The following is a 24,183-nucleotide window of genomic DNA, read 5'->3' as shown; positions in this document are numbered from 1 at the left end:
TATTGATAAGGGTGTGAGATAAGTGGCAAAAAGTAAGCCTAAAGATAATGCTTTAGCACAAAATCGTAAAGCACGCCATGATTATAATATTTTAGAGACTTATGAGGCTGGAATTGCTTTAACTGGGACAGAAATAAAATCTGTACGTGCTAGCCGAATTAATTTAAAAGACGGTTTTGCGCAAGTTAAAAATGGTGAAGTTTGGCTAATGAATGTTCATATTTCTTTATACGATCAAGGAAATATTTTTAATCATGATCCTTTAAGAAATAGAAAGTTATTATTACACAAAAAAGAGATTAAACATTTAAGTGAAGAAACTCAAAAAAAAGGAATTACGATAGTACCTTTGAAAGTATATATCAAAAATGGATTTGCCAAAGTATTGATAGGTATCGCACAAGGTAAACATGTCTATGACAAGCGTGAGACAATAAAACGTCGTGATCAAGAAAGAGAAATAAGAAGAACTTTGAAAAATTATGGATAGAAAAAAACTCGTTGAGCATTTGTTCAACGAGTTTTTTTATGAATAATTAACGTTAAGATTATTATTTAGTTCAGTTTGATTAGAATGTGAAGGATTACGCATTTTAGCCCAATAGTCTAAAATTGAAGCGATGCATAAGCATAATGGTTCATATTCTTTATGGGAGATTTCAAATTCTAAATAATTACCGCCGTCTGGAAGAGTTACTTCATGAATTTTCATAATGCAGTCTCTACCTTTAAAAACCTTATAGTTAAAAGTAAAGAGATTACCAAAAATAAACCAATTTAATTTTTTTACGAATAACATATCATGATTAATACCATAATACCTTCTAAGAGAACCAGCATAATGGCCATCTTCCAAAAATATAAATTTTGGAAAAAAACCTAGCGATTTTTGACGAGCTTCAGCTAATAACTTTCCCTGAATATCAAAAAGATCTATTCGGCCTTGGTGTCCGCCAAGATGGCCCGAAAGAAAGTAGATAATTTTTTTGTCTGAGTCTCTAAAAGTAAGCTGAGTCCCAACTTCGAACATATCTCGGCGTGTGTATAACTTACGAATTTGAATCACCCCCAATCATACGCTAATTATAGATTAATTAGTGTTCTTGATTTTCTCTAAGAACTTCTTCAATAGCCTTACCAACACCGTCAGAAGTATTAGTGTCAGCTATTCTTTTAGCTAACATTTTAACTTCGTTAGAGCCATTTTCCATTGCATAACTCATTCCAGCGACTTTTAACATAGAAACATCATTGTTATTGTCGCCAATTGCCATGACGTTATCCATAGGTATATTTAAATAGTCAGCATATGCTTGTAAAGCAATTCCTTTCTGAGCATTAACATGATTAATTTCAATGTTAGATTCAGAAGAAGAGGTTACAACAAGTTCAGAATTTTCACTGATTTCATCACGAATAGGATCTAAAACTTTCTTACCTTCAGAACTAAAGGCAACAATTTTGAAAACTTTGGTGTGCTTTTCATCTATAAGTTCCATATAGTCGTCAGTATAATTGATATTCATAAGTTCTAGACGATTAGAAGCCATGATAACAGCTAACTTATATGGAGTATCAGGACTAACTCGAGTTAAAAGTTCAGCAAAGTTTTCAATTCTTTTAGCTTTGTTATCAGAGTAGATGCCCTTTGAAGTGATTACTTCAGCGTAGAGTCCTTTTTTTCGTAATAAGCGAATGATTTTTTTAGCAGTAATTTTAGGTAGAGGAGAAGAACTTAAAACTTTTCCATTTTCATCTAAAACTTCAGCACCGTTAAGTGTAATCATAGGACTATTGAAATCAGCAGCCTCAATTAAAGGCTTGATTTCATTATATCCACGACCAGAGGAAACAATGAAGTGAACCCCATTTTTTTGTGCTTCTTTAATAGCATCGGCATTTCGTTTAGAAATTACCATTTTGTCATTTAAAAGTGTACCGTCCATATCTGAAGCGATTATTTGTATCATAAAGGAAGCCTCCCTAAAAAACTTTATACTACTAGTTTACCATGATATAGTGAAGAAAAGTAAATTTTAGAGACTAAGAATTTAGTGATAGTAATTAATCTTTAAATAAATTTATGATAGAATAGAAAACGAGGTGTTCATGTTGAAAACGTTTATACACAATGATTGGCAAGAAGTATTAGGTCCAGAATTTGAGAAACCTTATTATACAGAATTGCATAATTTTTTAAAAAATGAATATAAGACGCAGTATATTCACCCAGATATGTACCATATATACGAAGCCTTTGAATGGACGCCATTTTCAAAGGTAAAAGTTGTCATTTTAGGACAAGATCCTTATCATGGCCCTAATCAAGCTCATGGGTTAAGTTTTTCTGTGTTACCAGGCGTGGCTATTCCACCTTCATTACGGAATATCTACAAGGAGTTATACTCCGATTTAGGAATAAAACCTGTTAATCATGGTTATCTTGAAAAATGGGCTAAACAGGGTGTTTTAATGTTAAATTCAGTTTTAACAGTTAGAAATGGACAGGCATTTTCTCATCAAGGAAAAGGTTGGGAAAAATTGACGGATGAAGCGATTAAAAAGCTCTCAGAAAGACCAATGCCAGTTGTTTTTATATTGTGGGGAGCTGCTGCTAGAAAAAAGGCAGCTTTGATTGATAGAAAGAAGAATATCATTATTGAATCTCCACATCCTAGTCCTCTTTCTGCTAACAGGGGGTTTTTTGGATCTCGTCCGTTTTCAAAAACTAACGCTGCTCTAGAAGCATTAGGTGAAACGCCGATAGATTGGCAATTACCAGAGAAAGTAGAATTGACAGAAAAGTAAATTAACCTTAATTTAATTTTAGAGGTGTTTTAAATGGATTTATTTGATAACTTAAAGCAAAAAGTTGCAGGAGCAAACAAAACAATAGTATTCCCAGAAGGACAAGAACCACGTATTTTTCGTGCAGCTATTCGATTGAAGAATGACGGTTTAGTAGTCCCTATTTTATTAGGAAAAGTTGATGAAATTAAGCAAAATGCGGAAAATGAAGGAGTAGATTTAGGAGATATTGAATTAATTGATCCAAATACTTACCCTGAAGATAAATTTGCTGAAATGGTAGAAGCTTTTGTTGAACGCAGAAAAGGCAAAAATACTAAAGAACAAGCAGAAACAATGTTACGTGATGTAAATTATTTTGGAACAATGTTAGTTTACATGGATAAAGCTGATGGCTTAGTTTCAGGTGCTATTCATTCAACAGGGGATACAGTACGCCCAGCATTACAAATAATTAAAACAAAGCCAGGCGTAAGTAGAACAAGTGGTGCTTTTATAATGGTTAAAGGCGATGAAAGATATTTATTTGCAGATTGCGCTATCAATATTAATCCAGGTGCACAAGAATTAGCTGAAATTGCTGTGGAAAGTACAAATACTGCTAAAATTTTTGATATTGATCCACAAGTTGCAATGCTAAGTTTCTCTACAATGGGTTCAGCTAAATCAGATGAAGTAACAAAAGTTCAAGAAGCAGTAAAATTAGCTAAAGAATTAGCACCTAATGAGAAGATTGATGGAGAACTACAATTTGACGCAGCTTTTGTACCAGTTGTTGCTAAACAAAAGGCACCAGAATCAGAAGTTGCAGGACACGCTAATGTCTTTGTATTCCCAGAATTACAATCTGGAAATATTGGATATAAAATTGCACAAAGATTAGGAGGATTCGAAGCAATTGGACCTGTTCTTCAAGGGTTAAATAAACCTGTATCAGATTTATCAAGAGGTTCTGTTGAAGAAGATGTCTACAAGGTTGCAATTATTACAGCAGCTCAAGCTTTGATGTAAAACATGGAAATAGTAAGTAAAAAAGCAGAAGATACAGAAAAGTTGGCAAAAAAGATAGCTCAATTTTTAAAGCCTCAAGATATTATTTTGCTAGATGGAGATTTAGGTGCTGGTAAAACAACTTTCACTAAAGGACTTGCTTTAGGATTAGGAATTAAGAAAAATGTAAAAAGTCCAACATTTACAATTGTTAGAGAATATCATGAAGGTAGATTACCACTATATCATATGGATGTTTATCGTTTAGAAGATGCCAGTGCTGATGATATTGGCTTAGATGAATATTTTAACGGTGACGGTGTAAGTGTTGTTGAGTGGTCACAATTTATTGATGATGAATTACCTAGTGAATATTTGATTATTCATATCATTAAAGATGAACAAAATGATGATCAGAGAAAGATAGTAATTGAAGCTAAAGGGGAACGTTATCAAGAATTGCTAGCGGAGTTATAATATTTGATGCTAATAAAAGCACTGTAGGATCTGATTACGTACAGAAGTCAGATCTTTACAGTGCTTTTGATTTATTTTATTTTAATGAATGGTTGTAACTGATCTTCACCAAAAAGATTAGCTTGGTAAAGTAAAATTTCAGCACAAGCAGTACTATCAAATAAAGCATTATGATGATGCTTTAAATCGATGTTTAAGTTATTACAAATTGTATCAAGCTTGTGATTCTCAAAATCTTTGAAAAATTTCTTACTAGTTCTAAGTGTATCTAATAGTTGATAATGTGGCAGGGTGATATCATAATGTTCTAGTGTTCTTAATAAAACACTGGAATCAAAACTTGCATTATGAGCAACAATTAGATTGTTAGGTGTAAAGAAATTTTGAATATGTGGCCAGAGTTCAGGAAAACTAGGTGCATTTTGTACTTGTTTTTCTGTAATTCCATGGACTTGAATATTTCTCCAAGAAAAATCAGTATCAGGCTTGATTAAAGAATAAAATTGATCGGCAATTTGATCATTTTTAACAACAGTTAGTGCTAAAGAACAGGCACTATATCTTTTAGGATTGGCTGTTTCAAAGTCAATTGCTACGAAATTCAAAAAATCACCTTCTGTTTTATAGATATATCTAGTCTAACAATTTTAGACTTAAAAAGCGAATAATATATTAATAACTAGATTTACAATTATAATCTAGCTATAGTATGTTAGAATTAAAAATGAAACTATTTAATAACGAGGGAATAAAATGACAACAAATGATTTAAGAGAATTGTTTTTGGATTTAAATGTTAAATTTGATGAAGAATTAAAGAAATATACAAATACAAAAACAGGAGGAAAAGCTGACGTATTAGCTTTTCCTGACAGTATTGAAGAAACTGAAAAATTAATTAAAATTGCTAAAAAAAATAATGTACCTTTGACAATTTTAGGAAATGCAAGCAATTTAATTGTTAAAGATGGTGGAATTAGAGGTCTAGTCGTAATTTTGCAACATCTAAATCAGATAACCGTTGATGGAACAAAAGTCACAGCACAAGCAGGAGCTTCTTTGATAGGAACAACCCGTGTAGCAGCTAAGCACAGTCTAACCGGAATGGAGTTTGCGTCAGGAATTCCTGGTAGTATTGGTGGAGCAATATTTATGAACGCTGGAGCTTACGGTGGGGAAATAAAAAACATTGTTGAATCTGTTAAGTTATTAACTCGTAATGGTGAATACAAAACTTATACTGTAGATGAGTTAGACTTTGGTTATCGCCATAGTCGTTTACAAAGTGAAGATGATATTGTAGTTGCTGCAACCTTTAAACTAGAACATGGTGATATAAAGAAAATTAGGGAAAGAATGGAAGAACTTAGCTTTTTAAGAGCTTCAAAACAACCTCTAGAGTATCCATCTTGTGGTAGTGTATTTAAACGTCCAGCAGGGCATTTTACAGGTAAATTAGTACATGACTCAGGATTGCAAGGATATACAGTAGGCGGTGTTCAAGTATCTAAAAAGCATGCTGGATTTATTGTGAATATTGGTAATGGTACTGGTAAAGATTATTTAGATGTTATTCATCATGTCCAAGCAGTTGTGAAGGAAAAATTTGATGTTGAATTAGAAACAGAAGTTAGGATAATTGGTGAAGATTAAAAATAAGAGAGGCTGGAAAAAACTATATTTTCAGATGAATTTTAGAAAATAGTTATATTAAAAACCGCTAGGAATCAACGATTTTAGTAATGTGATTTCTAGCGGCTTTTAAGTATTGAGACTTTTTTCAGCCTCTTATATTTCTAAATTATTTTGTTTTGCATATAAATAAATTGAGTGACGTCCAATAGCCACAGAAGCCCAGACAATTAATTGAATTATTGTCATAAAGATAACGAAGGTTAACATTCTAGCATTCCACATACCTATTAATAAATCAACCACCCATTTAGGACTAGTGAAGAGGTAAGCTGAATGAAGTCTTAAAAATCTACCAACATAAATTCCAATTGAGGAAAGAATTGTCAAAATAAAGGCCAATGATATTCTGAAAGGAATTGAACGTTTATTCCAACGAATAGCAATAACATTAATAAAGTGATCAAAACTCCATAATCCCATCAATGTACAACCTAGAGCACTTGAAATTAAATTAGTAAATTCTAGCCACATTTTTAATCTTAAAGTCATAAGACCTGTTGTAGGGTCGTACGGATTAAAACGTGCTAAATGGAACAAGTCTGTTAAGACATAAGGTGCATTGGGATAGAATAATAACCAGAAGAAAAATAAAAGCCAAAAAATAACAGGATTTTGTTTTTCGTTAATATGCATCGCTAATTCAACAGGGATATATCCTAAAAATGTATTTAAAAGTAAGAAACTAAAAAAAGTTCCGCGGCTATAATCAGCTATATAAATATAAATCATAAATAAAACAAAGATTGTTCGAATGAACCATTTTAATTTAGTAGGCATAAAAATTCACCACTTTTCCAATTCTCTTTAACTAACATTCTAACAAATATATTTGTCTATAATGTGAACAAATTATTTACTTTATAAAGATTTTAAAGTTAAAGTCTTCTAAGTAACATTATATTCCAAATGTTGTTAATTGTAATTCGAAAAGTATAGGATTATTTTTAATAAAATAGATTTTTCAATTGGTTAACGTGATATAATATTGAAAGACCAAGGAGGGATATTTATGCCTTTTGATTGGAGCAACTTGATAACTTCACAACATTTGATAAACTTATTAGATGTTGCAGTTGTTTGGTATGCTATTTATAAGTTGATGATGCTTCTTCGAGGAACAAAGGCAGTTCAACTCTTTAAAGGAATTGTAGTAATCGTAATTATCAAGTTACTAAGCTGGTATATTGGATTATCAACTGTATCTTGGATAATGGACCAAGTTATTAATTGGGGAATTATTGCAATTATCATTATTTTTCAGCCTGAAATTCGGCGAGGTCTAGAACATTTAGGACGTGGAACATTTGTCCATAACCGTAAGCAAGGTGCTGAAGAAGAGAAGATGGTAAAAGCTCTCGATCAGGCTATTCAATATATGTCTAAACGAAGAATTGGGGCGTTGATAACAATCCAAATGAATACAGGTTTAGAAGATTATATTGAAACAGGGATAAAATTGGATGCAGATATAACAGGTGCATTACTAATAAATATTTTTATTCCTAATACGCCTCTTCATGATGGAGCTGTTATTATCAAAGATAACAAGATTGCAGTAGCCGCAGCATACTTACCATTATCTGAAAGTAATCTTATTCCTAAAGCTTTAGGAACACGTCATCGAGCAGCTGTGGGAATTAGTGAAGTAACAGATGCTTTGACAATTGTTGTATCTGAAGAAACTGGTGGAGTTACAATTACTAAAAATAGTGAATTATTAAGGGATTTAACTCAAAATGACTACCTTAAGCTTTTAAGAAATGAACTTATTCCTAAGCAAGAAGTTAAGAATGATAATATCTTAACTAAATTTGTAGATGGATTTGCTAAGAGTTTTAAAGGAGGTAGAAAACATTGAAATTATCAAAGTACTTTAATACAAAATTTTTCTACCGAATTGTTGCTCTAATTTTTGCTCTTTTTCTTTTTTTCTATGTTAATGCAGATCAGTTAACATCAGGACAGTCTACAGGACATACATTAACAACAAGTACAAATGAGAAGTCAATTGTTATTGAGATGCCATTAAAAGTTAAGGGAGCAAAAGATACTGAATTTGTGGCAGGATTACCAGATAAGGTAAAGGTTAGAATAATTGGGCCAAGCGCAATTGTCACAGCTATTAACAATACACGTAATTTTGAGGTGTATGCCGATTTAACTGGTAAAGGGTATGGTAAACATACAATAACTTTATCTCAATCTGGGCTGAGCAAAGAAGTGTCAGCTAAGATAGATCCACAAACTGTTAAGGTTAAAATTAGTAAGAAAGCTACAAAAACTTTCCCAGTTCAAGCACGCTATAATTCAAGTAATGTAGCAAGTGGATATGCAACTGGTAGTGTAACTATGAATAATCAAACGGTTCGAGTTACAGGTGCTAAAAATGATGTAAAAAATATCGAAATTGTTGTAGCAAATGTTAATATCCCAAGTGGAACTAAGAATGATGTAGTACGATCTGTTCTACTACAAGCTTTGGATAAAAAGGGTAAAAGCTTAGATGTAGTTTTTGATCCTGAAACAGTTCGTGTAACGATTCCGGTTTTTGAAGCTAGTTCAAGTAAAAAAGTGAGCTTGAATTTAGTTCAAAGCGATGGAGACAAAAATCGAAGTTACTCGATATCAACAGATACAAAAACAGTTGTGTTACATGGAACAAAACAAGCTTTGAGTAAGGTTTCAACATTAACGGTGCCTGTGTCAGTAGAAGGTGTAACTAGTTCTGTAACAAGAACAATTCAATTACAATCAACAATTAGTGGAATTGCAAGTATTTCTCCAGCTACAATTTCGGTAACTATTACTGCAAGTGGAGATAATAATGAAAGTTCTGCAGATGTATCGCAGACTAATAAAATAGATAATAGTTTGAATAATGATAAAACTGAAGATGATAGCAGTAAAACTAGCTCAAATATAAGTGTAAGTAGCTCGAATAGTGAGAAATCATCTGAAAGTAATAATTAATTTGAATGTGAGGATTTTTTAATATGAAGTATTTTGGAACTGATGGTGTTAGAGGAATTGCAAACGAAACATTGAGCCCAGAATTAGCATTTAAGCTAGGTCGTTGTGGAGGATATGTTTTAACTCAACATGCTTCTAATAAACCAGCACGTGTGTTAGTTGCAAGAGATACACGTATTTCTGGACAAATGCTTGAACAAGCTCTTATTGCTGGCCTTTTATCAGTAGGAATTGAAGTATTTTCTTTAGGAGTTATGACAACACCTGGGGTAGCTTATTTAGTAAGATTACAAGATGCTGATGCTGGGATTATGATTTCTGCATCGCACAATCCTGTTCAAGATAATGGAATAAAATTCTTTGGTAGCGATGGTTATAAATTATCTGATGAAAAAGAAGAAGAAATTGAAGCATTATTAGAAAGTGATGAAGATACTTTACCTCGTCCTTCTGCAGAAGGTTTAGGTACTTTAAGTGATTATCATGAAGGAGCATTAAAGTATACTCAATTTCTAGAACAAACAATTCCTGACGATTTAGAAGGAATGCATATTGCTATTGATGGAGCTAATGGATCTACGAGTGCATTAGTTTCACGCTTGTTCGCAGACCTCGGTGCTGATTTTGATACAATGGCAACTAATCCAGATGGCCTTAATATCAATAAGGGAGTAGGTTCTACTCATCCAGAAGCATTAGCAAAATTTGTTGTGGAAAAAGGTGCACAAGTTGGTGTAGCTTTTGATGGTGATGGCGATAGATGTATTGCTGTTGACGAAAATGGTGAAATCGTTGATGGCGATAAGATTATGTTTATTTGTGGTAAGTACTTGAGTGAACGTGGACGCTTGAAGAAAGACACAATTGTAACAACTGTTATGAGTAATATTGGTTTGTACAAAGCAATGAAAGAAAATAATCTTAATTCTGTTCAAACTAAAGTTGGCGATAGATACGTTGTAGAAGCAATGAGAAAAGATGGATATAATGTTGGTGGAGAACAATCAGGACACGTTGTATTCTTAGACTTCAATACAACTGGCGATGGAATGTTGACGGCACTTCAATTATTAAATGTAATCAAGCAAACTGGTAAGAAGTTATCAGAATTAGCAGCTGAAGTTAAGACATATCCACAAGAATTAGTAAATATTAAAGTTACTGATAAAAAAGCAGCTTTAGATAATGAAAAGATTAAAGAAGCTATCGCTAAAGTTGAAGAAAAAATGGCTGGCGATGGTCGTGTCTTAGTAAGACCAAGTGGAACAGAAGACTTACTTAGAGTAATGGCTGAAGCTAAAACTCAAGAATTAGTGCATGACTATGTAATGGAAATTGCAGACGTTGTAGAAACTGAAATGGGTGTAAATGAATAAGAGATAAAAAGTCTCGAAACTTAAAGCGCTAGAAACCACGTTATTGAAAACGTTGATTTCTAGCGCTTTTTACTATTGATGTTTTTTATAGTTTCACTTGAAAAGTTGCTTTTCTAGCATCCTGTTAGTTTAATATTCAATTGTAGAACCAACGTGGATGGATGGCATTTTTTCAGGAGATAAATAGATAGCATTATTTTGAGGTTCATCAGGTACTTCAGTGAAGTATAGAGTAACATGTCCTAACATAGAAAAGTTACTATCAACTAAATCTCCCTTAAATTTTACAGCATAAACTTGATTATCAATTTTAATTTCATTATTGATGGTTATATCTGCAGATTGGACATTTTCAAATCTCTGAACAACGGATACTTTTTCTAGGTTGTCAGTTACAGAATTTTCACCAAATAAAATGATAATAGGTTCTGTATCACTGATTGCATTTTCACCAATACTTACAACATTTGCTTTAAACAAAATTTACTCAACTCCATTTTAAAGAATAAAGCAATTATAACACAGAAGATGTTAGATTATGAAATAAGAGCAATGGAACATAATTAGGTTTATGTGATATGTTATACTTAACAATGTAAACTATTACAAGGAGGCTTTTTCATGCTTGAAAAAATATATTTTGGAACTTATACCAGAAATAACAGTAAGGGTATTTATCAAGCCGAGTTAGATACTGAGAAAAAAGAAATTAGAGATTTAGAATTATTTATTGATGATATCGTAAGTCCTACATATCTTACAACGACTAATAATGGAATTTTACTGACAATTACAGGAAATGATCAGGGACAAGGAGGAATTGCAAGTTATAATCTTACAACTCCTAAACCTGTTTTAGTTGATCAAAAATTAGCTGATGGTGCATCTCCTTGTTATGTAAGCTATGATGGTCAGCGTAAGTTGGTGTATACTGCAAATTATCATAAAGGTTTAGTTGAAGTATATCGCCTAGAAAATGATAATACTTTAACATTAAAAGATTCCGTTACTTATAAAGGAAAAGGTCCGCGTCCAGAACAAGATAAATCACATGCTCATTATGCAGATTTAACACCTGATAATAAATTGGTAACTATTGATTTAGGTGACGATAAGGTTCACACATATGATGTGTCAGAAGAAGGTAAGATTTCTGAAATCGCAGCTTTTCAAACTCCTGAAGGTTTTGGACCCAGACACATTGTATTTTCCAATAATGGTAAATTGGCATATCTAGCAGGAGAATTATCAAGTGAAGTAGCTGTATTGGAATATAATAATGGTATTTTTAATCTTATCCAGATAGTATCAACTATACCTGTGGACTGGACAAAACATAATGGGGTAGCGGCTATACGTATTTCTTCTGATGATAAATTTGTATATGTTTCTAATAGAGGACATAATTCTATCGCAGTATTTGAAGTTAAAGAAGACGGTATTTTGAAACTTATTCAAACTATTTCAACAAATGGAGATTTTCCACGTGATTTTGCGCTTGATAATAGTGAGAGATTTATAGTTGTTGCTCATCAAAATTCGACAATTGCATCTTTATTTGCAAGAAATGCAACTTCTGGTAAACTAGAACTATTGCAAACAGACATTCCAGTTCCAGAGGGTGTTTGTGTTCACTTTGTAAAATAGGGAGGAATTTGTTTTGATTTTCAAGGATACACGAGTTAATTCGCTATCAGAATTAGTCAATGTTATAAAACAAGGTACTCATCGTGTTACTTTAAAAAATCATGAAGCAACTGTTAGTAAAGGATTTATGGCAGAAGCTATCAAGTATGCTCATGAACATGATGTATCAGTTAATGTTGTAATTAACATTCCAACTGAAACTTCTTATCAATATTCAGATGTTGAAATTAAAGCTTTAGAAGCAGATATTTTTGAAGCACAAGCATTAGGAGCAGATAGTATAGAGTTCTTAGCATTAAATGAAGATGGTAGTTTCGATGTTGAAACTGCAGATCAATTTTTAGCAGCTTGTGGTGGAATGGAAGGAACTATTAATTTAAGTAATATTCAATTCACAAATGATCAGTTAGAAAAAATTGCAGAGTGGGTTGAGGAAAAACAAATCTCACGTGTTTATACTGATAATGATAGTACAGATGAATTAATTAAGTTAAAGGAAGTTCTTCCTAATATAGTTCCTGCTACAATTTCACTCGAAGCAGCAGAAAAGTTAGAATTTAAGCAAATTCAATTATAGTAAAAAATGGCAATCCATGATTTTGGGATTGCCATTTTTGATTATAGAAAATATTAATTTTAAATAACTATTTATTTCTAAAACTTGCTACGTAAGCATCATGTTTAGCTTGGTCAAATTCGTTTTCGGATTTACCAATAACTAAAGTAGCAGTAACATTACCTGCAACGTTAACTGCAGTACGTCCCATATCAACAAGACGGTCAATACCGGCGATCAAGGCTAAGCCAGAGACTGGAACACCAATTGAAGATACAGTTGCTAATAAAACAACGAATGAAGCACCTGGAACACCAGCCATACCTTTAGAAGTAATCATTAAAACTAAAAGCAAAGTAATTTGTTGACTAATTGATAAGTGAACATGATATGCTTGAGCTAAAAAGATAGCAGCAAGTGATTGATAAATTGCTGAACCATCAAGGTTAAATGTATAACCAGTTGGAATAACAAATGAACTAATAGCTTGGTCAACACCAAGTTTTTGTGTCTTTTGCATCAAACGAGGCAAGGTAACTTCTGAACTAGCAGTTGTGAAAGCTAAAATTAGTTCATCTTTAACAACTATTAATTGATCCATGATTCTGAAACCAAAAATACGAGAAGTGATACCTAATACCACTAAAATAAAGAATATCATAGTAATATATGCCATTACGATAAAGAGTGCCAATGGTTTTAATGAAGCTAAACCTAGTTGGGCAACAGTGGCACCAATTAAACCAGCAACACCAAATGGAGCAAAATGCATAATCCAACCAGTTATTTTGAACATAACTTCAGCAACGGCTTGTAAGAAAGTGATTAATATTTTACCTTTTTCACCAATTGCAGCAATTCCTAAACCAAATAGGGATGAGAAGAAAATAACAGGTAGCATTTGTCCTGTAGCTAATGCGTCAAAAAAGTTAGAAGGAACAATAGACATAAGTATTGAACCTAAACCATTATGAGCAGCAGATTTAGCAGTCTTTACGTAAGTAGAAATATCAACATGAGATAATTGACTTAGATCAAGCATATATCCAAGATGAGAAAAATTAGAAATAACCATCCCAACAATAAATGCAATTGTAGATAAAACTTCAAAATAGATTAATGTCTTTAAGCCAATTTTACCTAATTTTTTAATATCTCCCATATTAGAGATCCCAACAATTAAACTAGAGACAACAATAGGAAGAACAATCATTGAAATCATATTGATGAAAGTTGAACCTAAACCGTTGGCAAAAGCAATAAACTTCTTATTATCAGCAAAAACGACACCGAGAATGACACCGATGACTAAGCCTAAAATGATTTGCCAACCTAAAGAAAGTCGAAAAACTTTATTCTTTTTCATAATCTTATAATCAACTCCTATATTCTATATGCCATATATTAATTTACCACAACTTTAATAAAAAATCATGTTTTTGTTAAGAATTCTATAAGATAAATATAATTTATATCAATTAAGTTCGGAAATAATGGCCAAAACTAGGGTTTTTTAGGATATTGTTACAAAATAAAAAAGATTGTTATAAAAACAATCTTTTAAAGTAATTACAACATATCACCGTTGTAGATAGAATTTTTAACAATTACATAGTCAACTTTTCTAAGAGCTAATAATTCTTTACCACCAGCATAAGAAATAGCAGATTGTAAATCCTCTTGCATTTCACGAAGTGTATCGGCTATTTTTCCTTTATATGGTAGAAGTAATTTTTTACCTTCGACATTTTTATATTCGCCTTTTTGATATTGAGAAGCAGATCCAAAATAAGTTTTGAACTTCTTGCCATCTTTTTCAATAATATCACCAGGAGTTTCATCATGTCCGGCAAAAAGGGAGCCAATCATACACATTGAAGCACCAAAGCGAATTGATTTGGCAATATCACCATTATTTCTAATACCACCGTCAGCAACGATTGGTTTGCTAGCAGCCTTAGCACATGCACGAATAGCAGCTAATTGCCATCCACCAGTTCCAAAGCCAGTTTTTAATTTAGTGATGCAAGCTTTACCTGGTCCAATTCCAACTTTAGTAGCATCAGCTCCAGCATTTTCTAATTCACGAACAGCTTCAGGAGTACCAACATTTCCAGCGATAACGAAAACACCAGGTAATTTATGCTTAATATGCTTAATCATATTAATGACGGTATCTGAATGTCCATGAGCAATATCAATAGTAATATATTCAGGAACTAAATTCTTTTGAGATAATTCATCGATTAAATCATATTCAGCAGGTTTTACTCCAACAGAAATTGAAGCAAAAAGACCCTTGTCGTGCATATTTTTAACAAAATTAACACGTTCATTTTCATAAAAACGGTGCATAATATAGAAATAACCGTTCTTAGCTAACCAAACAGCAAGATTTTCATCAATAATAGTCTGCATATTAGCAGGGACTACAGGTATTTTAAAAGTCATAGGTCCAAATTTAACTTTTGTATTTACTTCAGATCTACTCTTAACAATACATTTATTTGGAACTAATTGGATATCTTCATAATCAAAAACTGGCATAATAAAACCTCGCTCTATTAAATAATTTACGGTATTAATTAAGAAATAACCACAAAACATAAGATATAATAACGTATTTTAAAATATATGTCAAACTAATAGCCTAATATTCGTAATAATGTTCGTGTTTAGCTGAAAACTTTAAATTGATATAGATATAAGTTAAAATTATATTGATTGTGCTATTGTTTAAGATAATTAAATTTTAGAAAGAAGAGGTTTAAATGGCAAAAAAGAAGAAAAAAACTAAAGAAAAAAAGACTAATGAAGAACGAGTATTAGACCAACACAATATAGAATATGAAGAAACATCTTTCAATTGGATAGAGCAAGGAAAAGATGCATTGAAGGAAGCTGCTGAATTAGGAGTAGAACCTGAATCTATTTTAAAGACAATTGTGTTGCAGGGTAAAGGAGATCCTAAAGACTTTTTTGTAGTTTGTTTACCAATTGTACATGAAATGGATTTGAAGTTAGTTGCTCAACAATTAGGTAAAAAACAAGTACACCTAGCTGATAATAAAAACTTAATTAATATAACTGGTTATATTCATGGAGCAAATACGCCAATTGGTATTCATGCTTTTAAAGGTTTTCCAATCTATTTTGATGAAAGAATTAAGCCTTTTGAAGTAATTTCAGTATCAGCTGGTAAAGTTGGACGTTCTGTTAGATTAAAACAAGAAGATTTAGTTAAACTGGTTAATGGTAAATATATTGAAGTTGAGAGAAAAGAATAGTGAAGAAAATAGATAGAGCAAAATTATTTATTCAAAATAATATGGAAATTTTCCGGTGTCCTTTTTGTCAAAATAAAATAACCAGTTTACAAGATAACAGTATTGTATGTATTAATGGACATGTTATCAATCTTAATAAAAAAGGAACATTACATTTATTAACTCATGGAGTGAAGAGTGACTATGATAATAAAGAATTGTGGAATGCAAGACGAACTTTGTTACAAGCCGGTCTATTTTCACCAATTATTGAGCAGATAATGAAAGAATTACCAACAAAAAAATTAAAGATAATTGATGTAGGTTGTGGAGAGGGCACACCATTAATTAATTTAGCAAGATCAAGAGAGAAGTATAATGATACCCTAATAGGGTTTGATATTTCTAAGGATGCGATAAATTTAGCAACACAAAATGAGTTACATCCATTTTTTTGTATTGCAGATTTAGCAAATCTTCCATTTATGGATAATAGTATCGATGCTATTATTGATATTTTTTCACCTTCATCTTACGGAGAATTTTTAAGAGTTCTGAAAAATGAAGGTAAGTTATACAAAGTAATTCCTAATGCAAATTATTTAATTGAACTACGACATCTTTTATATGGTGATACAGGTTCAAGAAAATCAAGTTATAGTAACGATAAGGTGTTAAATTTATTTTCAAAGCATTTTCCCAACTTTGAAAGCAAGCGTATAAGATACAAGCTTAATTTAACGTCAGAAAATTTTAAAAATTTATTGTTAATGACGCCACTTAGTTGGGGTGCAAGTAACGAGCAATTAGAATATGCTAGGCAAAATCCATTAAATGAAATAACTGTAGATGTTACCTTATTAATAGCATAGTTTTAAAATTTAAGTAGATAAATAATTTGTATAAGATAAATTAAAATTAATTTTCTGAAAAGTATTGAAAAAAGTATAAGATGGTGTTACTATAGTCTACAAGAAATCGGTTGTTAGTAATTAACGGAACTGTCGTTAGTTGCTATATAATTGTACTTCATTAACGTAGCTGTTCGCCGTGCCCACACCGAATGGCTACGCTTTTTTTATGGATAAAAATTGTTATGAAAGGATTTACATATGGCTAATCATATTGTTTTATTTGAACCACTAATGCCTGCTAATACAGGAAATATTGCTAGAACTTGTGCAGGTACAAATACAGAATTACATTTAATTGAACCACTAGGATTTTCAACAGATGATAAATATATGAAAAGAGCTGGATTGGATTATTGGGATAAAGTGAAAATTACTTATCATCCTAATTTACCAGCATTTTTAGAAATAATTCCTGAAAATGGTGAATTATATATCGTGTCTAAATTTGCTTCTAAGGCATATACAGAAGCCGATTATACAAATACTGAAAAAGAACATTATTTCTTATTTGGTAAAGAAACAACTGGTTTACCAGAAATGTTTATGCGACAAAATCCAGAAAAATGTATTAGAATTCCTCAAAATGATGAACATATTAGAGCTTTAAATTTATCTAATACAGCAGCAATTGTAGTTTATGAAGCACTTAGACAACAAGGATTCCCTAATTTAGAAACTACTCATACTTATGAAAATGATAAATTAAAATAAGTAAGATAGCTTGGTATTTTAGAAAGGACTATCGTTGTGGCTAGAAGAAAGAAAACAAAAAGAAAGACAAAAAAGAAAATACAAAAACAAACTTCTGAGCGAGTTGTCGGTGGTTGCTTTATTCTATTTGGAATTTTAGGGTTATTAAATCTGGGATACCTTGGTGTTTTACTGGCAAATGTCTTTAGGATATTTGTTGGTGATAGTTATAAAGTAGCGGTAGTGTTACTCATAGGATATGGAATATATTTGTTATCAATGGGAGAACAGCCGATAATTCCTAGAAAGAAAATAGGCGGTGTATTATTAGCTTATTTAGGAGTACTACTTTTTTTAGAAGTACTACTATTTCAAAAACTTGATTTACATGCCAATTTTGTTGATATAACTTGGCAGTATTTAAGCTCAGATATTATTTCTGGTAGTGTTGGTAGTGCTGTTGGTGGTGGAATTACAGGAGCTTTATTATATAGCGCAACTTCGTTTTTGGTAGCGCAGATAGGCTCTTATATTGTTGCAGTTTTAATTTTTATAGCTGGCTTATGTTTATTGTTTGATATTGCATATCGACAAGTTTTCGAGTATTTAGGCAAGAGTCTATATTGGGTGATTTCTGAAACAAAAAAAGTAGTAGTTGCTTTTTCACATTCAATTAGTAAAGGGAATGACAGAGTTAAGCAAATTAAAAAAGCGCGTCAGGAAAAGGCAATTGAAAAAGCTAAAGAAAACGAAATTACTCATAGCGATGATGAAGAAAGAGATTTGCCTACACCAGTAGCAGATATGGAAAAACTTGAAGTAGATAATGATAGTAAAGATGATTTGACTGACTGGAATCAACCAGTTGAAGAAAAAAGTGAGGATGAGCAAGAAATTGTAGTAAAGAATCATCCAACTTTAGAAAATTATCAATTACCATCAGTTAATTTGTTACAGGATGTGCCACCTACTGACCAAAGTGAAGAAAAAGCAGAGATTCAACGAAATAAGAAGATATTAAAAGAGACATTTAAGAGTTTTGGTGTAGATGTAGAACTAAAAAATACAATTTTAGGTCCATCGGTTACAAAATATGAGCTGCATCCAGCAATTGGAGTTAAAGTTAGCAAGATTGTTAATTTAGCTGATGATTTGGCCTTGGCATTAGCAGCTAAAGACATTCGTATTGAAGCACCAATTCCTGGTAAATCATTAATTGGTATAGAAGTACCTAATAAAAAAGTGGCAACAATATCGTTTAAAGATATTATTTCTTCACAAAAGAAAGATTCTAGTAAACCTTTGGAAGTACCGATTGGTCGCGATGTTTCAGGTAGTTTAATCACTGCTGATTTGGCTAAGATGCCACATCTATTAATTGCTGGTTCGACAGGTAGTGGTAAGTCAGTTGCAATTAATGGCATCATTACAAGTTTATTGATGAATTGTCCTCCAGATGAAGTGAAATTAATGTTAGTTGATCCTAAAAAAGTAGAGCTCGGTGTTTATAATGGAATTCCACATTTATTAACACCGGTTGTAACTGATCCGAAAAAAGCATCGCGAGCTTTGCATAAGTTAGTTTCGGAAATGGAAAGACGCTACGAATTATTTGCTAATACAGGGCAACGTAATATTTCTGGATATAATGCGATGATTCAACGACAAAATCATGATAATAATTCTAAAGAACCTTTAATGCCATACATTGTGGCAATTGTTGATGAATTATCAGATTTAATGATGGTAGCTTCTAATGAAGTTGAAGATGCAATTATTAGATTAGCTCAAATGGCTCGTGCGGCTGGTATCCATATGATCTTAGCTACACAAAGACCATCAGTAGATGTTATTACTGGTTTGATTAAGGCAAACGTACCATCAAGAATGGCATTTGCTGTATCGAGTGGAACTGATTCACGTACAATTATTGATCAGTCTGGAGCTGAGAAATTACTTGGACGTGGGGATATGTTATTCTTACCAATGGGAATGAATAAGCCTGTACGTGTACAAGGTGCGTTTATTTCAGATTCTGATGTTGAGAATGTGGTCAACTTTGTTCGTGAACAACTTCCAGCTGAGTATGATGAGTCGATGGAAGTATCTGATGAGGAATTACAACATGAAGCTGACGGAGAGGCTGAAGATGAGCTATTTAGTGAAGCAGTTGAATTTGTCAGACAAGAACAGAAATGTAGTGTGTCAATGCTTCAAAGACGATTTAGGATTGGATATAATCGCTCAGCTAGAATTGTCGATGAAATGGAAAAACGTGGAATTGTTGGCCCTCAAGAAGGTAGTAAACCACGCAAGGTATATAGTCAAGATAATTAGTGAGTATTATAAAATGGCATTATTTGGAATTATAAGGCTAATTAATACATTTAGTTAGTTGATGATTTCAAAATGCCATTTTTTAATTGTTTTTAAGTGTATCATACATTATAGTAGATTATGAATTAAGGAGGCGTTTTTTTGCGTATAGAATTAGTCAAAGGCGTGAATTTAAATATCATTCCTTCTAAACAATTTAAGACAACGAGAATTTTTATATCATTTGTTAAAAATATAGAATCAAAAAAAGAATTAGCTGAAAGAGCATTATTGGCTAACTATTTAGAAATGTGTAGCCAAAACTATCCTACACAAATTGATATTGCACGTAAATTATCTCAAATGTACGGTGCTAGTTTTGGTAGTTCCGTTGATAGACGTGGAAATTATCAGCTTATTAATTTCAGCATTGATTATATCGAAAGTAAGTATTTAGCAGGAAATGAAGATCTACTTTCAGAAGTAATTGAATTTTTAAAAGAAATTATTTTCAATCCATTGAGAGTGGGAGAAAATAAAAATTTTGATGAAGAAACTTTTACCAGGCAGAAAAACAACACTATTACATATTTGAAATCTATTAAAGAAGATAAGCAAGCTTATGCTGCAGCAAAATTAAGAAAGCTTTACTTTGACAATGAGATTCAACAAGTACCATCATTTGGTGAAAGTGAAGATGTTGAAAAGTTAACAATCTCTGATGTGATGGATGCTTATCAAAAAATGCTAAATACTGATAGAGTAGAAGTTATGATTTCTGGAGATGTTAATACTGATGAGGTTGTAAATAAGTTCTCTGTGTTACCATTTAAGGTGCGAAATATTTCACGAGCAAGCATGAGTTATACTCAAGAGATAAAACAAGAGGTTGTAACACAAATTGATGAAGAACCTTTATCTCAAAGTAAGTTTGATATGGCATTTAGGTTGCCAGTTGTATATCGTGGAGATTTGCATTATGCAGCACTTGTTTTTAATAGTTTATTTGGTGGTTCAGCATTAAGTTTATTATTCACCGTTGTGAGAGAAAAAATGAGTATGGCATATTATGCTAATAGTAACTTTGATCCATTTAGACAATTATTAGTAGTTCAAACTGGAATTTCATATACTAACAAGGATAAGGTTCAAGAATTAATTTTAGAGCAACTAGAACGACTAAGAAAAGGTGATTTTGAAGACGAGTTGTTAGAACAAAATAAGAATAATTTGATTAGTAGTTATATTTCTCGTTTAGATAGTCAAACTTCAGCTTTATTAAGGGCGCAATCTGCAGCTTTAACTGGAATCAATGTTACTGTTGAAGAATGGTTGGATAATTTGCAAAGTGTAACCAAAGACGATGTGATGAAAGTTGCAAAAATGGTCGAACTACAGGCTACTTATATGTTAGGAACTAATTAGTGAGGTGATATAGTGTTAGAAAAGAAGGAATACACACAATTTGGAGAAACCATTTATAGTGAAGAATTGGATAACGGATTAAAAGTTAAGCTTCTACCAAAGAAAAGTTTTCATAAAGTGTATGGTATCATGTCTACTAATTATGGCTCAGCTGATAATGAATTTGTTCCTTATGGAAAAAAGGATATGAAAGTTTATCCAGCAGGAATTGCACATTTTTTAGAGCATAAATTGTTTGAAAAGAAAGATTATGATGCTTTTGAATTATTTGGAAAGTATGGAGCAGATTCCAATGCTTTTACAAGTTTTACAAGAACAAGTTATTTATTTTCAGCTACACAGAATGTAGAAAAATGTGTAGAAATTCTGCTAGATTTTGTTCAAGAGCCTTATTTTTCTGAAGAGTCTGTGAAAAAAGAGCAGGGTATTATTGGGCAAGAAATAAAGATGTATGATGATGATTCAGGCTGGCAGTTATATTTTGGATTAATAGAGAATTTATATCCTAATACTCCAATTAGCCAAGATATCGCAGGTACAATTGAGTCGATTAGTAAAATAACAGCGCAAGATTTATATGATTGTTATAATACATTCTATCAACCTAGTAATATGACCTTGTTTTTAGTGGGAAATTTTGATGAAACGGCGATGATTTCACTAATTAAGAAAAATCAAGCTAAAAAAACTTTCTCTAAGACAGAAAAGATTGTACGAGCTCCATTTTCTAAAGGAGATGAAGATAAGATAATAATTTCTTCAAGAACCAGAAAAATGGATTTACAATTACCTAAAGTTGCAATTGGTATAAAGGGATTAGGTAAACAATTGCGCGGATATGAAGCAATAGGTTATAAGTTGAAAGTCCAACTATTACTAGATATCTTGTTTGGTGAAAGTTCCAAAGAATATTTACAATGGTACAACGAAAATATTATTGATGATAGTTTTGGATATGATTTTCAATTTGAACGTGGATTTAATTTTGCGATGATAAGCGGAAGTACAAGTAACCCTGAAGAATTCAAAAAGAAAATTGAAGACTTAATAGTCCAAGCACCTGATTTATTAGAAGACAGGGCAGAAGAATTTGAATTATCTAAAAAAGAATTTCTAGGCAGTATTATTCGTTCAATGAATTCACTAGAGAGTATTGCTAATCGCTATGAAGGTAGATTGTATGATGATGCAACAATTTTTGATATGGTGGAAATTTTAGAAAAGATAACTTTAGAAGATGTTGTAGAAACTGCTGAAGAATTTCTCAATCAAGATGCTATTAGCATTTATGAATTATTACCAGAGAGTAGGTGAAAATAATGCGATGGGCTTTGATATTAGGTGCTTCAGGAGATATAGGATCAAAAATAGCTAATGATTTAGCTGCCCAAGGTTGGTCATTATATCTTCATTATAATAATTCTTATGAGAAAGTTAAAAGATTATATGATAAGCTAGATAGTGAATATAGTAAGCAAGAATTTTTAATCATTCAAAGTGACATGTCGAAAATTTCTGAAATAGATAAGTTAACTAATTCAGTTTTTAGTTTAGATGCTGTTATTTTTGCTGAAGGAACAACTAAGTACGGATTGTTTAACCAGTTAAAAATGGAAGAATTTGATGAAATGTTAACAATGCAACTTAGATATCCTTTATTCCTATTACAAAAGCTAGAGGAAAAATTAGCACGTTCTAGTTTAGGGAGAATAGTATTTATAGGTTCTGTTTATGGTGGATATGGTAGTGCCATGGAAGTTGGATATAGTACGATTAAAGGTGCTTTGAGTGCATTTGTAAAAGCCTATAGCAAAGAAGTAGCTTCATTAGGAATTACAGTAAATGTTGTAGCTCCAGGTGCAGTCGATACTAGAATGAACAATATGTTTTCTTCTGATGTGAAAGAACAAGTGGCAGAGGATATTCCAATGGGAAAACTGGCACAACCTGATCAAATAAGTTATTGGGTAACTTGTCTATTAGCAGATAGAGCAGAGTATCTAACAGGGCAGACAATATATGTGACGGGTGGTTGGTTACAATAAAAATAGCATTAATATTTTTATTGTAGTATGCTATACTATTATACGAATAACAATAGATTTTAGATTATGGAGAGAGTATCAATGACTGATATTGGAAAAACTTTACAAAATGCTAGAAATGAAAAGCATTATACTTTAGATGATCTTCAACAAATTACCAAAATCCAAAAAAGATATTTGATAGCGATTGAAGAAAATAACTTTGATGCACTTCCGGGAGATTTCTACGTTCGTGCTTTTATCAGACAATATGCTGATACAGTTGGTATAAAAGCAGATAAATTATTATCAGAACTTGATGAACAAGCCGGTAAGAAGAAAGTCGAAGAAACTGAAGAAGAGCCAACAGAGGCTAAAACAAGAACAGAAGCAGTTAGAAGACAACAACAATCAAGTACTCCAAGTCAAGTTAGTCAAAGCTTTGATAAGTTTATGCATTATTTACCAACAATCATTATTGTTGGGGTTGTGGTTATCATTATAGGTTCCATATACTTTGTAGTTGCTGGAAATAAAAAGGAAGCTAACCAAGCTGCTTCAAGTACAAATGTGTCTATTTCATCAGATGTATCCTCATCAAAGAAATCTTCTAAGAAAGAGTCTTCTTCTGAAGAAGTAAGCAGTAGTTCAAGCAAGAAAGAAAGTAGTTCTAGCAGTGAATCTTCTAAGAGCAGTAAGGGACAAAAGATTACTAATACAGCTGTTAGTGGTTCAAGATTTACTTACTCATTAACAAGCCCTGCTAAGAAGAATAAGATTAAGTTTACTTCTAAAGGTGGTTCTGCATGGAGCAGCATCTCAGTTAACGGTACAGCAAATTGGCAAGGTACATTACAAAACGGTGCTTCTCATACAGTAACATTGCCAGAAGGTACTACAAGTTTTAATATTAGTTTAGGTAATTCAAATGTAACTAATATTACAATCAATGGTAAAAAGTTTGATTTCTTAAAAGAAAACAGCACATTAACTGTTCGTCAAATTACAGTTAACGTTGCTAATGAATAA

At 32.0% G+C, this 24,183-nt stretch carries 25 protein-coding genes; 18 read left to right on the top strand and 7 right to left on the bottom strand.

All coding sequences use genetic code 11. The features are described 5' to 3' along the window. Positions 1-22 precede the first annotated feature (22 nt). Positions 23-490: an SsrA-binding protein SmpB gene (gene smpB, locus PTA89_RS05925; RefSeq protein ID WP_003700605.1), complete on the top strand. Its 468-nt coding sequence runs from the start codon at positions 23-25 to the stop codon at positions 488-490. Between the two features lie 36 nt (positions 491-526). Here the strand turns inward: smpB and PTA89_RS05920 are convergent, their stop codons facing one another. Continuing rightward, entirely contained in the window at positions 527-1,030 is a 504-nt protein-coding gene (locus PTA89_RS05920) for an LURP-one-related/scramblase family protein (RefSeq protein ID WP_003706563.1), read from the bottom strand. 64 nt (positions 1,031-1,094) lie between these two features. Next, a complete protein-coding gene (locus PTA89_RS05915; RefSeq protein ID WP_003710459.1) occupies positions 1,095-1,970 on the bottom strand; it encodes a Cof-type HAD-IIB family hydrolase in 876 nt (291 codons plus the stop codon). Between the two features lie 139 nt (positions 1,971-2,109). On the opposite strand from PTA89_RS05915, the gene PTA89_RS05910 reads away from it, so the two are divergent. Genes PTA89_RS05910 through tsaE form a run of 3 tightly spaced genes read left to right on the top strand, consistent with a single transcriptional unit; the run spans position 2,110 to position 4,275 of the window. Then, positions 2,110-2,808, top strand: a complete 699-nt coding sequence (locus tag PTA89_RS05910; protein ID WP_003706565.1) for a uracil-DNA glycosylase — start codon at positions 2,110-2,112, stop codon at positions 2,806-2,808. 33 nt (positions 2,809-2,841) lie between these two features. Continuing rightward, complete coding sequence (gene pta / locus PTA89_RS05905) at positions 2,842-3,819, top strand: phosphate acetyltransferase (protein ID WP_324177059.1); 978 nt, start codon at positions 2,842-2,844, stop codon at positions 3,817-3,819. Positions 3,820-3,822: 3 nt separating this feature from the next. Next, entirely contained in the window at positions 3,823-4,275 is a 453-nt protein-coding gene (tsaE, locus tag PTA89_RS05900; protein WP_160993736.1) for a tRNA (adenosine(37)-N6)-threonylcarbamoyltransferase complex ATPase subunit type 1 TsaE, read from the top strand. 71 nt (positions 4,276-4,346) lie between these two features. On the opposite strand, the gene PTA89_RS05895 is transcribed toward tsaE, so the two are convergent. Then, the gene (locus tag PTA89_RS05895; RefSeq protein ID WP_324177058.1) at positions 4,347-4,880 is read right to left on the bottom strand and encodes a 3'-5' exonuclease; all 534 of its coding nucleotides are present in this window, start codon (positions 4,878-4,880) and stop codon (positions 4,347-4,349) included. A gap of 148 nt (positions 4,881-5,028) precedes the next feature. Here PTA89_RS05895 and murB point away from each other — a divergent pair, with 148 nt between their 5' ends. Beyond that, the gene (murB, locus tag PTA89_RS05890) at positions 5,029-5,928 is read left to right on the top strand and encodes a UDP-N-acetylmuramate dehydrogenase (protein WP_003700595.1); all 900 of its coding nucleotides are present in this window, start codon (positions 5,029-5,031) and stop codon (positions 5,926-5,928) included. Positions 5,929-6,063: 135 nt separating this feature from the next. Here the strand turns inward: murB and PTA89_RS05885 are convergent, their stop codons facing one another. Then, a complete protein-coding gene (locus PTA89_RS05885) occupies positions 6,064-6,747 on the bottom strand; it encodes a DUF1361 domain-containing protein (RefSeq protein ID WP_003700593.1) in 684 nt (227 codons plus the stop codon). 232 nt (positions 6,748-6,979) lie between these two features. Between PTA89_RS05885 and cdaA the strand changes: the two genes are divergently transcribed. Genes cdaA through glmM form a run of 3 tightly spaced genes read left to right on the top strand, consistent with a single transcriptional unit; the run spans position 6,980 to position 10,316 of the window. After that, positions 6,980-7,828 (top strand): diadenylate cyclase CdaA, encoded by an 849-nt coding sequence (cdaA, locus tag PTA89_RS05880; RefSeq protein ID WP_161022560.1) that lies wholly within the window; start codon positions 6,980-6,982, stop codon positions 7,826-7,828. After that, entirely contained in the window at positions 7,825-8,940 is a 1,116-nt protein-coding gene (locus tag PTA89_RS05875; RefSeq protein ID WP_324177057.1) for a CdaR family protein, read from the top strand. The genes cdaA and PTA89_RS05875 overlap by 4 nt, the downstream gene beginning before the upstream one ends. 23 nt (positions 8,941-8,963) lie before the next feature. Further along, positions 8,964-10,316 carry a phosphoglucosamine mutase gene (gene glmM, locus PTA89_RS05870; RefSeq protein WP_250200451.1) on the top strand — a complete coding sequence of 451 codons (1,353 nt, stop codon included), beginning with the start codon at positions 8,964-8,966 and terminating at the stop codon, positions 10,314-10,316. 129 nt (positions 10,317-10,445) lie between these two features. Here glmM and PTA89_RS05865 read toward each other — a convergent pair whose 3' ends face one another. Continuing rightward, positions 10,446-10,796, bottom strand: coding sequence for a PTS glucitol/sorbitol transporter subunit IIA (locus PTA89_RS05865; protein WP_160944305.1), 351 nt, complete (start codon positions 10,794-10,796; stop codon positions 10,446-10,448). A 141-nt stretch (positions 10,797-10,937) separates the two neighbouring features. Between PTA89_RS05865 and PTA89_RS05860 the strand changes: the two genes are divergently transcribed. Both PTA89_RS05860 and PTA89_RS05855 read left to right on the top strand, forming a co-directional pair. Beyond that, on the top strand, positions 10,938-11,963 hold the full coding sequence (locus PTA89_RS05860) for a lactonase family protein (protein WP_003710444.1): 1,026 nt from the start codon (positions 10,938-10,940) through the stop codon (positions 11,961-11,963). 13 nt (positions 11,964-11,976) lie between these two features. Further along, a complete protein-coding gene (locus PTA89_RS05855; RefSeq protein ID WP_003710442.1) occupies positions 11,977-12,540 on the top strand; it encodes a copper homeostasis protein CutC in 564 nt (187 codons plus the stop codon). A 67-nt stretch (positions 12,541-12,607) separates the two neighbouring features. Here the strand turns inward: PTA89_RS05855 and PTA89_RS05850 are convergent, their stop codons facing one another. Next, a complete protein-coding gene (locus PTA89_RS05850) occupies positions 12,608-13,885 on the bottom strand; it encodes a cation:dicarboxylate symporter family transporter (protein WP_003706575.1) in 1,278 nt (425 codons plus the stop codon). Positions 13,886-14,088: 203 nt separating this feature from the next. After that, positions 14,089-15,066: a GMP reductase gene (locus tag PTA89_RS05845; protein ID WP_004564366.1), complete on the bottom strand. Its 978-nt coding sequence runs from the start codon at positions 15,064-15,066 to the stop codon at positions 14,089-14,091. 224 nt (positions 15,067-15,290) lie between these two features. Here PTA89_RS05845 and PTA89_RS05840 point away from each other — a divergent pair, with 224 nt between their 5' ends. From PTA89_RS05840 to PTA89_RS05805, 8 genes are all read left to right on the top strand, one after another. After that, the gene (locus PTA89_RS05840) at positions 15,291-15,806 is read left to right on the top strand and encodes an aminoacyl-tRNA deacylase (RefSeq protein WP_003700582.1); all 516 of its coding nucleotides are present in this window, start codon (positions 15,291-15,293) and stop codon (positions 15,804-15,806) included. Next, positions 15,806-16,657: a methyltransferase domain-containing protein gene (locus PTA89_RS05835; protein ID WP_324177056.1), complete on the top strand. Its 852-nt coding sequence runs from the start codon at positions 15,806-15,808 to the stop codon at positions 16,655-16,657. The genes PTA89_RS05840 and PTA89_RS05835 overlap by 1 nt, the downstream gene beginning before the upstream one ends. A 240-nt stretch (positions 16,658-16,897) precedes the next feature. After that, complete coding sequence (trmL, locus tag PTA89_RS05830; protein WP_003710432.1) at positions 16,898-17,410, top strand: tRNA (uridine(34)/cytosine(34)/5-carboxymethylaminomethyluridine(34)-2'-O)-methyltransferase TrmL; 513 nt, start codon at positions 16,898-16,900, stop codon at positions 17,408-17,410. Between the two features lie 36 nt (positions 17,411-17,446). After that, complete coding sequence (locus tag PTA89_RS05825; RefSeq protein WP_098034426.1) at positions 17,447-19,726, top strand: DNA translocase FtsK; 2,280 nt, start codon at positions 17,447-17,449, stop codon at positions 19,724-19,726. 141 nt (positions 19,727-19,867) lie between these two features. Further along, complete coding sequence (gene yfmF / locus PTA89_RS05820; RefSeq protein ID WP_324177055.1) at positions 19,868-21,130, top strand: EF-P 5-aminopentanol modification-associated protein YfmF; 1,263 nt, start codon at positions 19,868-19,870, stop codon at positions 21,128-21,130. Positions 21,131-21,142: 12 nt separating this feature from the next. Continuing rightward, the gene (yfmH, locus tag PTA89_RS05815; protein ID WP_098034425.1) at positions 21,143-22,444 is read left to right on the top strand and encodes an EF-P 5-aminopentanol modification-associated protein YfmH; all 1,302 of its coding nucleotides are present in this window, start codon (positions 21,143-21,145) and stop codon (positions 22,442-22,444) included. A gap of 5 nt (positions 22,445-22,449) precedes the next feature. Continuing rightward, positions 22,450-23,175, top strand: coding sequence for an elongation factor P 5-aminopentanone reductase (gene ymfI, locus PTA89_RS05810; RefSeq protein WP_003706582.1), 726 nt, complete (start codon positions 22,450-22,452; stop codon positions 23,173-23,175). An 81-nt stretch (positions 23,176-23,256) separates the two neighbouring features. Further along, positions 23,257-24,183 carry a helix-turn-helix domain-containing protein gene (locus PTA89_RS05805; RefSeq protein ID WP_004564371.1) on the top strand — a complete coding sequence of 309 codons (927 nt, stop codon included), beginning with the start codon at positions 23,257-23,259 and terminating at the stop codon, positions 24,181-24,183.

This window comes from Ligilactobacillus salivarius, from assembly GCF_035231985.1.
Lineage (GTDB): Bacteria > Bacillota > Bacilli > Lactobacillales > Lactobacillaceae > Ligilactobacillus > Ligilactobacillus salivarius.
Note: the sequence above shows the minus strand (reverse complement) of the source record. Positions and strands in the feature narration are given on the sequence as shown.